Origin of the sequence: Stenotrophomonas pictorum JCM 9942 (assembly GCF_001310775.1) — a bacterium.
Classification (GTDB): Bacteria; Pseudomonadota; Gammaproteobacteria; order Xanthomonadales; family Xanthomonadaceae; genus Stenotrophomonas; species Stenotrophomonas pictorum.
Map to the genome: position 1 here is coordinate 1 of NZ_BAZI01000026.1, position 16,400 is coordinate 16,400.

At 61.9% G+C, this 16,400-nt stretch carries 10 protein-coding genes, 1 tRNA gene and 3 pseudogenes; all 14 read right to left on the bottom strand.

All coding sequences use genetic code 11. The features are described from left to right. On the bottom strand, positions 1-303 hold a 303-nt coding region (locus JCM9942_RS03040; protein ID WP_172675031.1), incomplete at its 3' end, for a GTP-binding protein. Positions 304-357: 54 nt separating this feature from the next. After that, positions 358-2,498, bottom strand: a pseudogene (fusA, locus tag JCM9942_RS03045) (elongation factor G). 138 nt (positions 2,499-2,636) lie between these two features. Then, positions 2,637-3,104, bottom strand: a complete 468-nt coding sequence (rpsG, locus tag JCM9942_RS03050) for a 30S ribosomal protein S7 (protein WP_054657535.1) — start codon at positions 3,102-3,104, stop codon at positions 2,637-2,639. A 10-nt stretch (positions 3,105-3,114) separates the two neighbouring features. After that, positions 3,115-3,489 carry a 30S ribosomal protein S12 gene (gene rpsL / locus JCM9942_RS03055; protein ID WP_004145320.1) on the bottom strand — a complete coding sequence of 125 codons (375 nt, stop codon included), beginning with the start codon at positions 3,487-3,489 and terminating at the stop codon, positions 3,115-3,117. Positions 3,490-3,717: 228 nt separating this feature from the next. Then, the gene (locus JCM9942_RS20630) at positions 3,718-5,685 is read right to left on the bottom strand and encodes a DNA-directed RNA polymerase subunit beta' (RefSeq protein WP_425478301.1); all 1,968 of its coding nucleotides are present in this window, start codon (positions 5,683-5,685) and stop codon (positions 3,718-3,720) included. Between the two features lie 23 nt (positions 5,686-5,708). Next, positions 5,709-7,943 (bottom strand): annotated as a pseudogene (locus JCM9942_RS20635) (hypothetical protein); the annotation flags it as partial. A gap of 91 nt (positions 7,944-8,034) precedes the next feature. After that, a complete protein-coding gene (rpoB, locus tag JCM9942_RS03065) occupies positions 8,035-12,225 on the bottom strand; it encodes a DNA-directed RNA polymerase subunit beta (protein WP_054657549.1) in 4,191 nt (1,396 codons plus the stop codon). 292 nt (positions 12,226-12,517) lie between these two features. Then, positions 12,518-12,883 (bottom strand): 50S ribosomal protein L7/L12, encoded by a 366-nt coding sequence (gene rplL / locus JCM9942_RS03070; RefSeq protein WP_054657537.1) that lies wholly within the window; start codon positions 12,881-12,883, stop codon positions 12,518-12,520. A gap of 63 nt (positions 12,884-12,946) precedes the next feature. Beyond that, positions 12,947-13,479 (bottom strand): annotated as a pseudogene (gene rplJ, locus JCM9942_RS03075) (50S ribosomal protein L10). Between the two features lie 385 nt (positions 13,480-13,864). Further along, positions 13,865-14,563 (bottom strand): 50S ribosomal protein L1, encoded by a 699-nt coding sequence (gene rplA / locus JCM9942_RS03080; RefSeq protein WP_054657540.1) that lies wholly within the window; start codon positions 14,561-14,563, stop codon positions 13,865-13,867. A 4-nt stretch (positions 14,564-14,567) separates the two neighbouring features. Beyond that, a complete protein-coding gene (gene rplK, locus JCM9942_RS03085) occupies positions 14,568-14,996 on the bottom strand; it encodes a 50S ribosomal protein L11 (RefSeq protein ID WP_054657543.1) in 429 nt (142 codons plus the stop codon). A gap of 196 nt (positions 14,997-15,192) precedes the next feature. Beyond that, positions 15,193-15,753, bottom strand: coding sequence for a transcription termination/antitermination protein NusG (nusG, locus tag JCM9942_RS03090; protein ID WP_054657545.1), 561 nt, complete (start codon positions 15,751-15,753; stop codon positions 15,193-15,195). A 10-nt stretch (positions 15,754-15,763) separates the two neighbouring features. Further along, positions 15,764-16,171, bottom strand: a complete 408-nt coding sequence (gene secE, locus JCM9942_RS03095; RefSeq protein WP_054657547.1) for a preprotein translocase subunit SecE — start codon at positions 16,169-16,171, stop codon at positions 15,764-15,766. A gap of 50 nt (positions 16,172-16,221) precedes the next feature. After that, positions 16,222-16,297 (bottom strand) — tRNA-Trp (locus tag JCM9942_RS03100). Between the last annotated feature and the right edge of the window lie 103 nt (positions 16,298-16,400).

The following is a 16,400-nucleotide window of genomic DNA, read 5'->3' on the forward strand; positions in this document are numbered from 1 at the left end:
GCCGTCCATCTGGGCGGCACCGGTGATCATGTTCTTGACGTAGTCGGCGTGACCCGGGCAATCCACGTGGGCGTAGTGACGGGTGGCGGATTCGTATTCGACGTGCGAGGTCGAAATCGTGATACCGCGGGCCTTCTCTTCCGGAGCCTTGTCGATCGCGTCGTACGCGTGGAATTCGCCACCGAAGCGCTCAGCGCCAATCTTGGTCAGCGCAGCGGTCAGCGTGGTCTTGCCATGGTCGACGTGACCGATGGTGCCGACGTTGACGTGCGGCTTGGTACGTTCGAACTTACCCTTTGCCATTTTTGTTCTACCTTAAATAGTTCGTAAGTGGGGTCAGAAGAGGCTGAGCGAGGCTCAGCCCTTCTTGATGACGGTTTCGGCGATGTTGTTCGGCGCCGGCTCGTAATGGTCGAATTCCATCGTGAAGGTTGCGCGACCCTGGGTCTGCGAACGCAGCGCGGTGGCGTAACCGAACATTTCGCCCAGCGGGATCATCGCATTGATGATGCTGGCCGAACCGTCACCGGTGGTGCCCGAGCCCTGCAGCACGCCACGACGGCGGCTCACGTCGCCCATCACGTCGCCCTGGTAATCCTCCGGGGTCACGATCTCGACCTTCATGATCGGCTCCAGCAGCACCGGCTTGGCCTTGGCGAAGCCCTGCTTGAAGGCCATCGACGAAGCGAGCTTGAACGCCATTTCCGAGGAGTCGACGTCGTGGTACGAGCCGAACACCAGCTTGACCTTGACATCCACCACCGGGAAGCCAGCCAGCGGACCGCTGGTGATGGTTTCGCGCAGGCCCTTTTCCACGGAAGGAATGAATTCCTTCGGGATCACGCCGCCGGTGATGTCGTTGATGAACAGGAAATCGTCCTTGATCAGCGGAGCGATCTTCGGATCGGCGCGGTCTTCAGCGGTGATCGGCGACAGCTCGATCACAACGTGACCGTACTGGCCCTTACCACCGGACTGCTTGGCGTGCTTGTAATCGGACTTGACGTCAGAAGCTGGATGGTTTCACGGTAGGCCACCTGCGGCTTGCCGACGTTGGCTTCAACGTTGAACTCGCGCTTGAGGCGGTCAACGATGATGTCCAGGTGCAGCTCGCCCATGCCCGAGATGATGGTCTGGCCGGATTCTTCGTCGGTCTTGACGCGGAACGACGGATCTTCCTGCGCCAGACGGCCCAGGGCCAGACCCATCTTTTCCTGGTCGGTCTTGGTCTTCGGCTCGACAGCCATCGAGATGACCGGCTCCGGGAAGGTCATGCGCTCAAGCACGATCGGTGCATCGATCGAGCACAGGGTGTCACCCGTCGTGGTGTCCTTCAGACCCACGGCAGCGGCGATGTCACCGGCCAACACTTCCTTGATTTCCTCGCGGTTGTTGGAGTGCATCTGCAGGATGCGGCCGATACGCTCCTTCTTGTTCTTCACCGAGTTCAGCACAGTGTCGCCACCGTTCAGGGTGCCGGAGTAGACACGGAAGAAGGTCAGCGCGCCGACGAACGGGTCGGTGATGATCTTGAACGCCAGCGACGAGAACGGAGCCTTGTCGTCGGACTTGCGGGTCATTTCCTTGGTTTCGTCGTCGACGTCCACACCCTTGACGTCCGGCACGTCCACCGGCGACGGCAGCAGCTGGATGACGCCGTCGAGCATGGCCTGCACGCCCTTGTTTTTGAACGCCGAGCCGCAGTACATCGGCACGATCTCGGTGGCCAGCGTACGGGTACGCAGCGCGCCAATGATCTCGGCCTCGGACAGCTCTTCGCCACCCAGGTACTTTTCCATCAGCTCTTCGCTGGCTTCAGCGGCGGTTTCCACCATGAAGTTGCGAGCCTCTTCGGCCGGCGCCTGCAGCTCGGCCGGAATTTCGGCGTACTCGAACTTCATGCCCTGGGACGCTTCATCCCAGTGGATCGCCTTCATCTTGAGCAGATCGACGACGCCCTTGAAGCCTTCCTCAGCGCCGATCGGCAGCTGCATCGGCACGGCAACGGCGCCGAGCTTGGCCTTCAGCTGGTCACGGACCTTGAAGAAGTTGGCACCGGTGCGGTCCATCTTGTTGACGAACGCAATGCGCGGAACCTGATACTTGTTGGCCTGGCGCCACACGGTTTCCGACTGCGGCTGCACGCCACCCACGGCACACAGCACGAACACGGCACCATCGAGCACGCGCAGCGAGCGCTCCACTTCGATGGTGAAGTCGACGTGCCCGGGGGTGTCGATGATGTTGAAGCGGTGCTCAGGCAGGGACTTGTCCATGCCCTTCCAGAACGCGGTGGTCGCAGCGGACTGGATCGTGATGCCACGCTCCTGTTCCTGCTCCATCCAGTCCATGGTGGCGGAGCCATCGTGCGTCTCGCCCAGCTTGTGGTTCTTGCCGGTGTAGAACAGGATGCGCTCGGACGTGGTGGTCTTGCCGGCATCGATGTGGGCCATGATGCCGAAGTTACGGTAACGCTCGATGGGAGTAGTGCGGGCCACAGGGAGCCTCTCAGATTCTTCGTATTTCGGAATGGCCGAACGCCGCCTTTCGGCGGCCTTCGGGTTGAAGCGGCGCTCAAAGCGCCACAGTGGCACCAGTTGGTGCCCGGGACCCAGTACTCAAGGTCCCTTTGGAACTCACCAGCGGTAGTGCGCGAACGCCTTGTTCGCTTCCGCCATACGGTGGGTTTCTTCGCGCTTCTTGATAGCGCCGCCGCGGTTTTCCGAAGCGTCCAGCAGTTCAGCAGCCAGCTTGCGCGGCATGGTGTTTTCACCACGCTTGCGGGCCGAATCGATCAGCCAGCGCATGGCCAGCGCCATCTTGCGCGAGGAGCGCACTTCGACCGGCACCTGGTAGGTGGCACCACCAACGCGGCGCGACTTCACTTCGACCGACGGAGCAACGTTGTCCAGGGCCTTCTGCACCAGTTCAACGGCGTTCGGGTTCTTTTCACCGATCACGTCCATGGCGCCATACACGATCTTCTCGGCGACGGACTTCTTGCCGCTGAGCATGACCATGTTGATGAAACGGGCGATGGTTTCGCTTCCGTGCTTCGGATCCGGCAGGACAGCGCGCTGCGGAGTATTACCTTTACGGGACATAGTCTACTCCTTAAGCCTTCGGACGCTTGGCGCCGTACTTGGAACGGGCCTGGCGACGCTTGGCAACGCCGGCAGCATCGAGCGAGCCGCGCACGGTGTGGTAACGCACACCCGGCAGATCCTTGACGCGACCACCGCGGATCAGGACCACGGAGTGCTCCTGCAGGTTATGGCCTTCACCACCGATGTAGCTGATGACCTCTTCCTGGTTCGTCAGGCGCACTTTGGCAACCTTACGCAGAGCCGAGTTCGGCTTCTTCGGGGTGGTGGTGTAAACACGGGTGCAAACGCCACGACGCTGCGGGCATTTGTCGAGTGCCGGCGAGGCACTCTTGTACGTGGTCGCTTGCCGCGGCTTGCGGACCAGCTGGTTGATCGTCGCCATCAGTAGGTTCTTCTGATTGGGGCCGTAAAAACGGCCAGAGATGCGGAAATTGTAAAGCAGGCCAAATTTTTGGCCTGCTGAGACAGACGATTGTAGCAACCCGTCAAAAGCACAGTCAAACGCGCCTCAGTCAGGCCGGCCCTGATCCAGAGCCGTTACAGGGGGGCCTCCATGTACCCCGTTCAGGTCGAACCGCCGGCCCGCGAACGGGCCGGCCAGTCGTCACTATTACTCTTCGCCACCGACAGTCTGTTCGACTTCCGGGGCTGCAACCTCCACTTCGGGAGCCGCTGCGGTGCCGGACAGGGTCTGGATTTCAGACTCGGTCAGGCCGGACGCACTGCGACGGCGCTTGGTGTGGTACGCAAGACCGGTACCCGCCGGAATCAGGCGGCCGACGATCACGTTTTCCTTCAGACCGCGCAGATTGTCCGAGGTGCCGCGGACGGCCGCTTCGGTCAGCACGCGCGTGGTTTCCTGGAACGATGCGGCCGAGATGAACGATTCGGTCGCCAGCGAGGCCTTGGTGATACCCAGCAGCACCGGATCGAAACGGGCCGGCAGCTCATTGCGGGCGATCAGTTTCGCATTTTCCTCGATCACGCGCTGGCGCTCGGCCTGCTCGCCATTCAGGAACTTGCTGTTGCCCTGATCGGTGATTTCCACCTTGCGCAGCATCTGACGCGAGATCACTTCAATGTGCTTGTCGTTGATCTTCACGCCCTGCAGGCGGTACACGTCCTGGATTTCCTTGACCAAGTAGCGGGCCAGCTCTTCCACACCCTTCAGGCGCAGGATGTCCTGCGGGCTCGGCTCGCCGTCCACGATGGTTTCGCCGCGGCTCACGTGCTCACCTTCGAACACGATGATCTGGCGGTACTTCGGAATCAGCTCTTCGTGCTCCGAACCATCGGTGTCCTTGATGATCAGGCGCTGCTTGCCCTTGGTGTCCTTGCCGAAGCTGATGATACCCGAACGCTCGGCCAGGATCGCCGGATCCTTCGGCTTGCGCGCTTCGAACAGGTCGGCAACGCGCGGCAGACCACCGGTGATGTCGCGGGTCTTGGAGGCTTCCTGCGGAATCTTGGCGACCACGTCACCCACGCCGACCGGCACCCCGTCCTGCAGGTTGACGATCGAGCGCGGCGGCAGCAAGTACTGCGCCGGCAGATCGGTACCCGGGATGGTCAGGTCATTGCCCTTGGCATCGACGATGCGCACGATCGGACGCAGATCCTTGGCCTGCGAACCGCGACGCTTCGGATCGGTGATTTCACGCGAGGCCAGACCGGTCAGCTCGTCGGTCTTCTCGATGACGGTGACGCCGTCGATGAAGTCGATGAAGCGGATGAAACCGGCCACTTCCGACACGATCGGGTGGTTATGCGGATCCCAGGTCGCCACGGTCTGGCCAGCCTTGATTTCCGAACCGTCCTTGACCGTGATGTTGGCACCGTACGGCAGCTTGTAGCGCTCACGCTCGCGACCGTGCGGATCCAGGACCGAGATTTCGCCCGAACGCGACACCGCCACCAGCGAACCGTTGGCGTGCTCGACGTGCTTGAGGTTGGAGAACTTCACCGAACCGGTGGTCTTGACGGTGATGTTGTCCACCGCCGCCGCACGCGATGCCGCACCACCGATGTGGAACGTACGCATGGTGAGCTGGGTACCCGGCTCACCGATCGACTGCGCGGCGATCACACCGACCGCTTCACCGATGTTGACGATGTGGCCACGGGCCAGATCGCGGCCGTAGCAGAGACCGCAGACACCGAATGCCGATTCGCAGGTGATGGTCGAGCGGACCTTGATGGACTCCACGCTGGCTTCTTCCAGCTTGGCCACCCACTGCTCGTCGAGCAGCGTGTTGCGGGTCACGATCGGATCCTCGTCGTTGCCCGGCAGGAACACGTCCTCGGCAACCACGCGACCCAGCACGCGGTCCTTCAACGGCTCCACCACGTCGCCGCCCTCCACGATCGGCGTCATGGTCAGGCCTTCGACGGTGCCGCAGTCGACTTCGGTGATCACCACGTCCTGGGCCACGTCGACCAGACGACGGGTCAGGTAACCGGAGTTCGCCGTCTTCAGCGCGGTATCGGCCAGACCCTTACGGGCACCGTGGGTGGAGTTGAAGTACTCCTGTACGTTCAGGCCTTCGCGGAAGTTCGCCTTGATGGGCGTCTCGATGATCGAGCCGTCCGGACGCGCCATCAGGCCACGCATACCGGCCAGCTGACGGATCTGCGCCTGGCTACCACGCGCACCGGAGTCGGCCATGATGTACAGCGAGTTCATCGACTTCTGGTCGACGACCTTGCCTTCGGCGTCTTCCACCTTCTCGGTACCGATGGTTTCCATCATCGCCTTGGCGATGCGCTCGTTGGTGCGCGACCAGATGTCGACCACCTTGTTGTAACGCTCGCCAGCGGTGACCAGACCGGACTGGTACTGCTCCTGGATTTCCAGCACTTCAGCTTCGGCTTCGCCCAGGATGCCCTTCTTCGCATCCGGGATCAGCATGTCGTCGATACCGATCGACACGCCGGCGCGGGTGGCGTAGGCATAGCCGGTGTACATCAGCTTGTCGGCGAACACCACGGTGTCCTTCAGACCCAGCAGACGGTAGCTCTGGTTGATCAGGCGCGAGATGTTCTTCTTGGTCATCTCGGTGTTGCACAGCTCGAACGGCAGGCCCTCGGGCATGATCTCGCTCAGCAGCGCACGACCCACGGTCGTGTCCTCGATCGAGGTGCGCTTGACCTTGTTGCCATCGGCATCACGCTCGACGTGGGTGATACGCACCTTGACCTGGGCATGCAGCTCGACCAGACGGTTGTCGTAGCGCGTTTCACTTCGTCGGTGTTGGCGAAGACCATGCCCTCGCCCTTCTTGTTCACCAGCGAGCGGCTCATGTAGTACAGGCCCAACACCACGTCCTGCGACGGCACGATGATCGGCTCGCCGTTGGCCGGCGACAGGATGTTGTTGGTGGACATCATCAGCGCACGCGCTTCCAGCTGGGCTTCCAGCGAGAGCGGCACGTGGACGGCCATCTGGTCACCGTCGAAGTCGGCGTTGAATGCGGTACACACCAGCGGATGCAGCTGGATGGCCTTGCCTTCGATCAACAGTGGTTCGAACGCCTGGATGCCCAGACGGTGCAGGGTCGGCGCACGGTTCAGCAGCACCGGATGTTCGCGGATGACTTCTTCCAGGATGTCCCAGACTTCGCCTTCTTCGCGCTCGACCAGCTTCTTGGCGGCCTTGATGGTGGTGGCCAAGCCGCGACGCTGCAGCTTGGCGAACACGAACGGCTTGAACAGCTCCAGCGCCATCTTCTTCGGCAGGCCGCACTGGTGCAGCTTAAGGTACGGACCGACGGTGATCACCGAACGGCCCGAGTAGTCCACGCGCTTGCCGAGCAGGTTCTGGCGGAACCGACCCTGCTTGCCCTTGATCATGTCGGCCAGCGACTTGAGCGGACGCTTGTTGGTGCCGGTAATGGCGCGGCCGCGGCGGCCGTTGTCCAGCAGGGCGTCAACCGATTCCTGCAGCATGCGCTTTTCGTTGCGCACGATGATGTCCGGCGCATTGAGCTCCAGCAGGCGACGCAGACGGTTGTTGCGGTTGATGACGCGGCGGTACAGATCGTTCAGATCCGAGGTCGCGAAGCGGCCACCATCCAGCGGCACCAGCGGACGCAGATCCGGCGGCAGCACCGGCAGCACGGTCATCACCATCCACTCCGGACGGTTGCCCGATTCAAGGAAGGCTTCGACCAGCTTGATGCGCTTGGTCAGACGCTTGAGCTTGGTTTCCGAACCGGTGCTGGCGATTTCCTCGCGCAGGCGGACCATTTCGGCCTGCAGGTCGATGGTGCGCAGCAGTTCGAACACGGCCTCGGCGCCCATGGCGGCGTCGAAATCGTCACCGTGCTCCTGGCGGGCCTGCAGGTACTGCTCTTCGGTCAGCAGCTGACGGCGCTCCAGCGTGGTCAGACCCGGCTCGGTCACCACGTAGGCTTCGAAGTACAGCACGCGCTCGATGTCGCGCAGGGTCATGTCCAGCATCAGGCCGATGCGGCTGGGCAGCGACTTAAGGAACCAGATGTGGGCGACCGGCGAGGCCAGGTCGATGTGGCCCATGCGCTCGCGGCGCACCTTGGCCAGGGTCACCTCGGTGCCGCACTTCTCGCAGACCACGCCGCGGTGCTTCATGCGCTTGTACTTTCCGCACAGGCACTCGTAGTCCTTGACCGGGCCAAAGATGGCGGCACAGAACAGGCCGTCGCGTTCCGGCTTGAAGGTACGGTAGTTGATGGTTTCCGGCTTCTTCACTTCGCCGAAGGACCACGAACGGATCAGGTCCGGCGAGGCCAGCGCGATCTTGATCGCGTCGAAGTCCAGCGTCTGGCGCTGCTGGTTGAAGAGGTTGAGCAGGTCTTTCATGGTGTTCTCCGAAAGGAGGAAATCTTTGTCGATGGGCTGTCAGTTCACTGCGGGCGGCGCTGCTGCATCAGATGCAGCAGCGCCTGCGCGATCAGTTGCCTTCCAGTTCCATGTTGATGGCCAGCGAACGGATTTCCTTCACCAAAACGTTGAAGGATTCCGGCATGCCCGCGACCATCTCGTGCTCACCGTCGACGATGTTCTTGTACATCTGGTTGCGGCCCTGCACGTCATCGGACTTCACCGTCAGCATCTCCTGCAGGGTGTAGGCCGCGCCGTAGGCTTCCAGCGCCCAGACTTCCATTTCACCGAAGCGCTGGCCACCGAACTGCGCCTTGCCGCCCAGCGGCTGCTGGGTGACGAGCGAGTACGGGCCGGTCGAACGGGCGTGCATCTTGTCGTCGACCAGGTGGTTCAGCTTCAGGTAGTGCATGTAGCCCACCGTGGTCAGACGGTCGAACGCCTCACCGGTACGGCCGTCATGCAGCTGCATCTGCGTCTTGGTGGCGTTGAAGCCCAGACGTTCGGTTTCCGGAGCGCCATCCGGGTATGCCAGGTTCAGCATCTCGCGGATTTCGTCTTCGTGGGCGCCGTCGAACACCGGGGTAGCCATCGGCACACCGTCGGTCAGGTTCTTGGCCAGGCCGAGCAGCTCCTCGTCGCTGAACTGGCTCAGGTCCACGCGCTCGCCGGCAGTGCCGTTGTCGTGGTTGTAGATCTTGCCCAGGAACTCGCGCAGCTCGCTGACCGCACGCTGCTCTTCGAGCATCTTCTGGATGCGCTTGCCCAGACCCTTTGCGGCCCAGCCCAGGTGCACTTCCAGAATCTGGCCGATGTTCATACGCGACGGCACGCCCAGCGGGTTCAAGCAGATATCCACCGAGGTACCGTCAGCCATGTACGGCATGTCCTCGACCGGCACCACGTTGGAAACCACACCCTTGTTGCCGTGACGGCCTGCCATCTTGTCACCCGGCTGGATGCGACGCTTCACGGCCAGGAACACCTTGACCATCTTCAACACGCCCGGTGCCAGATCGTCACCCTGGGTGATCTTGCCGCGCTTGTCGGCGAAGCGACGCTCGAATTCCTTCTCGTGCGCCTGGATCTGCATCTGCGCGCGTTCGATGGCTTCGGCCGCGTCGTCATCCTTCATGCGCAGGGTGAACCAGTCGGACTTCTTCAGCCCGTCCAGCAGCGCGTCGGAGACGATGTCGCCCTTCTTCAGGCTGGCACCGCCGTTGGCGACCTTGCCCACGATCTGCGAGCGCAGACGGGCATAGATGGCCGCTTCCAGGATGCGGAACTGGTCGTCGAAGTCCTTCTTGACGCGCTTGATCTCGCTTTCCTCGATCTGGCGTGCACGCTTGTCCTTCTCGATGCCGTCGCGGGTGAAGACCTGCACGTCGATGACGGTGCCGTCCATGCCCGGCGGCACGCGCAGCGAGCTGTCCTTAACGTCGGACGCCTTCTCACCGAAGATCGCGCGCAGCAGCTTCTCTTCCGGAGTCAGCTGGCTCTCGCCCTTCGGCGTGACCTTGCCCACCAGGATGTCGCCGGAGCGCACTTCGGCACCGATGTACACCACGCCGGACTCGTCCAGGCGGTTCAGCGCCTGCTCGGACACGTTCGGGATGTCGGCCGAGATTTCCTCCGGCCCCAGCTTGGTGTCACGCGCGACGCAGGTCAGCTCTTCGATGTGGATCGTGGTGTAACGATCCTCTTCCACCACACGCTCGGACAGCAGGATGGAGTCTTCGAAGTTGTAGCCGTTCCACGGCATGAACGCGATCAGCATGTTCTGACCCAGCGCCAGCTCACCGATATCGGTGGACGGACCATCGGCCAGCACGTCGCCACGCGCGATCACATCACCCACGTTCACCAGCGGACGCTGGTTGATGCAGGTGTTCTGGTTCGAGCGGGTGTACTTGATCAGGTTGTAGATGTCCACGCCGGCATCAGCGGCGTCGGTGATCTCGTTCTCGTTGACCTTGACCACGATGCGGCCGGCGTCGATCTGCACGATCTCGCCACCACGACGGGCGTTCACGGTCACGCCGGAGTCACGCGCCACGGCACGCTCGATACCGGTACCGACCAGCGGCTTCTGCGCACGCAACGTCGGCACGGCCTGACGCTGCATGTTGGCGCCCATCAGTGCACGGTTGGCGTCATCGTGCTCCAGGAACGGCACCAGCGCCGCGGCGACCGACACGGTCTGCATCGGCGAGACGTCCATGAAGTGCACTTCGGCCGGCGGCTTGAGCAGCGATTCGCCCTGGTAACGGCACGGCACGAAGGTCTCGGTGAGCATGTTGTCGCCATTGGTCAGGGCATTGGCCTGGGCGATGACGTACTCGTTTTCTTCGATCGCCGACAGATACTCGATATCGTCGCTGACCTTGCCGTCGTGCACCTTGCGATACGGGGTTTCCAGGAAACCGTACTCGTTGGTGCGGGCGTACACGGCCAGCGAGTTGATCAGGCCGATGTTCGGGCCTTCCGGGGTTTCGATGGTGCAGACGCGGCCGTAATGGGTCGGGTGCACGTCGCGCACTTCGAAGCCGGCACGTTCGCGGGTCAGACCGCCCGGGCCCAATGCCGAGACACGACGCTTGTGGGTCACTTCCGACAGCGGGTTGTTCTGGTCCATGAACTGCGACAGCTGCGAGGAGCCGAAGAATTCCTTGATCGCGGCAGCGACCGGCTTGGCGTTGATCAGCTCCTGCGGCGTGAGGCCTTCGGACTCGGCCATCGACAGGCGTTCCTTGACCGCGCGCTCGACCCGGACCAGGCCGACGCGGAACACGTTCTCGGCCATTTCACCGACCGAACGCACGCGACGGTTGCCCAGGTGATCGATGTCATCGACCACGCCACGACCGTTGCGGATCTCGGTCAGCACCTTGATCACGTCCAGGATGTCCGAACCTTCGCCATGGGCGGCAACCAGACGCTTGGATTCCTCGTCGTTGCGCTCGCCGAAGTACTTGCGGTCGTACAGCACCGCTTCGCCGGTGACTTCCTTGCGGCCGACACGGCGATTGAACTTCATGCGACCGACCGTGGACAGGTCGTAACGCTCGAAAGTGAAGAACAGGTTGTGGAACAGGTTCTGCGCGGCATCCTTGGTCGGCGGCTCGCCCGGACGCATCATGCGGTAGATCTCGACCAGCGCTTCCAGCTGCGTCTTGGTCGGATCGATACGCAGGGTGTTGGACAGATACGGACCGCGGTCCAGATCGTTCACCCACAGGGTGCCGACCGCATCCACCCCCGCCTTGCGGAAGTTCTGCAGCTGCTCGTCGGTGATCTCGTCGTTGGCCTGGGCCAGCAGCTCACCGGTGTTCGCATCGACCACGTCGTGCGACAGGATGTGGCCGACCAGGTAGTCGTCCGGCACCGCCAGCGCGGCGATGCCCGAGGCCTGCAGCTGCTTGATGTGGCGGGCGGTGATGCGCTTGCCGGCTTCCACGATGACCTTGTCACCATCAGCCAGGTCGAAGTTCAGCGTTTCACCACGCAGACGCTCCGGCACCAGCTCCAGCTGCACGCCCTCGTCCGGGTTGATGTGGAACGTGTTGATCTCGAAGAACTCGGCCAGCATCTCTTCGTTGCTGTAGCCGAGCGCGCGCAGCAGGATCGATACCGGCAGCTTGCGGCGACGGTCGATACGGGTGAACAGCGCATCCTTCGGGTCGAACTCGAAGTCCAGCCAGGAACCGCGGTAAGGAATGATGCGGGCGCTGTACAGCAGCTTGCCCGAGCTGTGGGTCTTGCCACGGTCGTGGTCGAAGAACACGCCCGGCGAACGGTGCAGCTGCGACACGATGACGCGCTCGGTACCGTTGACGATGAAGGTGCCGTTGTCGGTCATCAGCGGGATTTCGCCCAGATAGACCTCCTGCTCCTTCACGTACTTGATCGCCTTGGTGGACGATTCGCGGTCATAGATGACCAGGCGTACGGTCACGCGCAGCGGCGCGCCGTAGCTCATGCCACGCTGGCGACATTCGCGCTCGTCAAACACCGGGTCGCCCAGCTTGTAACCGACATATTCCAGCGCAGCGTTGCCGCTGTAGCTGGAGATCGGAAACACCGACTTCAGTGCGGCATGCAGGCCGTGCTCCGAGCGCTTGGCCGGATCAACGTTCTCCTGCAGGAATTCGCGGTACGAATCGACCTGGATGGCGAGCAGGAACGGCACTTCGAGGATCGAGCGCTGCTTGCCGAAGTCTTTGCGGATTCGCTTTTTTTCGGTGTACGAATAGGACGTCATGAGGTCTTCCACCTTGTTGTGCGAGCCGTGCGTCCACGACCCGTAAGGAAACTTGAATTGCCAGTTGGAAGTCGCTGGTATTGCCGGCACCAGCACGCCTTCTCCTGCTACTTCCAACTGCCAACTCGCTTGGAACACGGAGTTGGGCTTTACCAGCGCGTCAGATCGTCACCAACCGCGCGCCAGGTACCACACCCGCAATCCACTTGCGGTTTGAAACGACCAAAGGCCGGGGACTTACGTCCCCAGCCTTGGCTGCATCGCCGTGAATCGATGACGATGCAAGAACTGATTACTTCAGCTCGACGGTAGCACCGGCGGCCTCCAGATCCTTCTTGAACTTCTCGGCGTCTTCCTTCGAAGCGCCTTCCTTCACGACGCCACCGGCTTCGGCCAGATCCTTCGCTTCCTTCAGGCCCAGGCCGGTGATGGCACGAACGGCCTTAATCACTTCGACCTTCTTGGCGCCGGCATCCTTCAGGATGACGTTGAATTCGGTCTGCTCTTCAACCACAGCAGCCGGGCCGGCAGCGGCAACGGCAACCGGAGCAGCGGCGGAAACGCCGAACTTCTCTTCGATGGCCTTGACCAGCTCCATCACTTCCATCAGGGACTTTTCGGCGATTGCGTCGACGATCTGATCGTTGGTAAGGGACATTTTGATTACCTTTTGAAAATATTCTGGATTGAGGTTCCGTACGGAACCACGGGGACGTCGAACTTAGGCGGTTTCAGCAGCCGGCTCGGCAGCTTCTGCAGCTGCGCCACCTTCCTGCTTTTCACCGACAGCCTTGACGGCGCGCGCGAACATGGTGACCGGCTCGGTCAGGACGCGGGCCAGCATGGCCAGGGCCTGATCACGGGTCGGCAGCGATGCCAGCACGTCAACGTGGCCAGCCGGGAACAGTTCCCCGCCGATTGCCACGACTTTCGCCTTCAGCTTGTCATTGCCCTTGGCGGCATCCTTGATCAGGCGACCGGCTGCGCCGGGCTCCTCGAGCGAAAACGCATACAGCAGCGGACCAACCAGCTGGTCCTGGGCGCATGCGAAATCGGTGCCTTCAACGGCACGTGCGGCCAGCGTGTTCTTGACAACTTTCAAGAAAACACCGGTTTCACGCGCCTGCTTGCGCATCGCGGTCATCTGGCGACCGTGGTGCCAGCGTATTCGGCTGCGATCAAGGAGTGGGCCTTGGCGGCGACGTCTGCCAGCTCGGCGACTACTTCTTGCTTCTGGGACAGATTGAGAGCCATTGCACTCCTCCTATTGAACTCCGCTTACGGCTCCTGCCGTGTGCGGTCCTGGGCGGCTTCCATCCTGGACGCCGGGAGCATCGGGGTGACGCTCCGGTGGTGGCCGTTCTAGAGCTGGAGTGGGCGAACCTGGGTTACCCCAGACGTGCGTGAACCAGAAAAATTCCAGAAAGGCGGCACCATCTACGCAGGGTGATTCAGAACGAATCGATTAAGCGCTCCCGCTATGCCGGCGGCGACTCCTTGCCAGATCGAGCTTCCGTGCCCGTCGCCGGTATGCGCTGACCGCGCCTGCGGTCTTTGACGCTATCACCCGGGCGGACCCGGGCAACGCCTTCAAAATGACGGATGCGGCGCCCATAGGCACCGCACCCGCTTGAAACGATTACTTCAGGGTCAGCGAGGACTGATCAACCGTCACGCCCGGGCCCATCGTCGAGCTCACCGAAACCTTCTGCAGGTAGGTGCCCTTCGAGGTGGCCGGCTTGGCCTTGATCAGATCGACCAGCAGCGCCTGCAGGTTCGACTGCAGTGCGGCGTTGTCGAAGCTGGCCTTGCCGATGGTGCAGTGGATGATGCCGGCCTTGTCGGTGCGGTAGCGCACCTGACCCGACTTGGCATTCTTCACCGCTTCGCCCGGGTTGGCCGACACAGTGCCGACCTTCGGGTTCGGCATCAGGCCGCGCGGGCCCAGCACGGTGCCCAGCTTACCCACGACGCGCATCGCGTCCGGGGTGGCGATGACCACGTCATAGTTCAGATCGCCGGCCTGCATCTTCTCGGCCAGATCGTCCATACCGACGGCTTCGGCGCCAGCGGCCAGGGCTTCATCCGCCTTGGCACCGGCCGGAGCGAACACGGCCACACGGACCGACTTGCCGGTACCGGCCGGCAGCACGGTCGAACCGCGCACCTGCTGGTCGGACTTCTTCGCATCCACGCCCAGGCGCACAGCAACGTCGATGGACTCGACGAACTTGGCCTTGGTGGCGGTCTTCAGGATGTTGATCGCTTCTTCGAAGGCGTATGCCTTGCCCGGAACGACGGCGGCCTTGATGGCCTTCTCACGCTTGGTCTGTGCCATCAGATTAACCCTCTACCACCAGGCCCATGGAACGGGCGGAGCCCGCGATCGTACGCACGGCGGCGTCCAGGTCAGCAGCCGTCAGATCCGGCTCCTTCGCCTTGCAGATTTCTTCCAGCTGCGCGCGCGTGACCTTGCCCACCTTGTCGGTGTTGGGCTTCTTCGAGCCCGAGGTGATGCCGGCAGCCTTCTTGAGCAGCACGGTGGCCGGGGTGCTCTTGGTGATGAAGGTGAAGGTACGGTCCGAATAGGCCGTGATGATCACCGGCACCGGCAGACCCGGCTCCAGCTTCTGCGTGGCGGCATTGAACGCCTTGCAGAATTCCATGATGTTCAGACCGCGCTGACCCAGCGCCGGGCCGACCGGCGGCGAGGGGTTGGCCTGACCGGCCTTCACCTGCAGCTTGATGTAGCCAATTACTTTCTTAGCCATGAGTTTTTCTCCGGGTGCTAGCGCCTTTCGACAACAGGCTCCCCATCGGACCGGGAATCACGCGTCCCGGCTTTCGCGTTTTGAAATCACACCAAAGGCCACCTCTCGGCAGCCCTTGATCGCACCTTTCCGAGGAAAGAGCCGAAAATTATAGCAACTTTTACGCCAATCGCCTGAATGGGCGAATGCCTATCGATCAAGAGGCCTTTTCGACCTGACCGAACTCCAGCTCCACCGGCGTGGAACGACCGAAAATGAGCACCGCAACACGCAGGCGGCTCTTTTCGTAATTGACTTCCTCGACGACGCCATTGAAGTCATTGAACGGCCCCTCGATGACACGGACCATCTGACCCGGCTCGAACAGCACCTTCGGACGCGGCTTCTCCACACCTTCCTGGACACGATCCAAGATGGCGGCCGCCTCCTCGTCGCGAATCGGCAACGGGCGATCGGCAGTGCCACCGATAAAACCCATGACCTTCGGAGTTTCCTTCACCAGATGCCAGCTTTCGTTGTCGATACGCGGAATACCGGCCTCTTCATGGGTTTCGATCTGAACCAGCACGTACCCGGGGAAGAACTTGCGCTCGGAACGGCGCTTCTGACCGGAGCGCATCTCGACCACCTCTTCGGTGGGAACCAGCACATCACCGAAACGCTCCTGCATCTCGTCACGCACAATGCGATCACGCAACGCCTGCGCAACCGACTTCTCAAAACCTGAATAGGCGTGGACGACGTACCAACGTTTCACTGTTAACTCCTCAACGCCCAAAGAACCACTGGGTCAGTTTCTGGATCACGAAATCAAAACCACCCAGCAGCAGGCTCAGCACGATCACCACCACAATTACCACCCACGTCATGCGGATAGCTTCCTGGCGGGTCGGCCACACAACCTTGCGCAGCTCGAAACGGGATTCGGAAAGAAATTCGCGAACCTGATGCCCCTTACCGGTCATCATAAACACGGCAACACCTGCCACCAGCCCGACGACGACCGCCAGCACACGCAACTGGCCCGACCAGGCACCCAACCGGGCTGCCTGCTCGGGCGAGGAAAACCAGAACCAGAAGAACAGACCCGCCAGAGCCAACAATGCAGCCCCGACGTACTTGGCGATATCAACACCCGATGCGGTGCTCTTGGAGTGCTCGATCTTGCTATTCATCCGACTCTTGCTGCTGGTGCGACCAAGGTCACTGGATAGAGTGTGGCAAGTGGCACGCCAGGAGGGACTCGAACCCCCAACCTGCGGTTTTGGAGACCGCTGCTCTGCCAATTGAGCTACTGGCGTATGACTTGGCCTGTTTACACGTCCCTTAGACGGCGAAGGCGGACCGGGGTTCCCGGCCCGCCATTCGCGTAACCAGCAGTTGTGCCGCTGGATACTGCAGAGG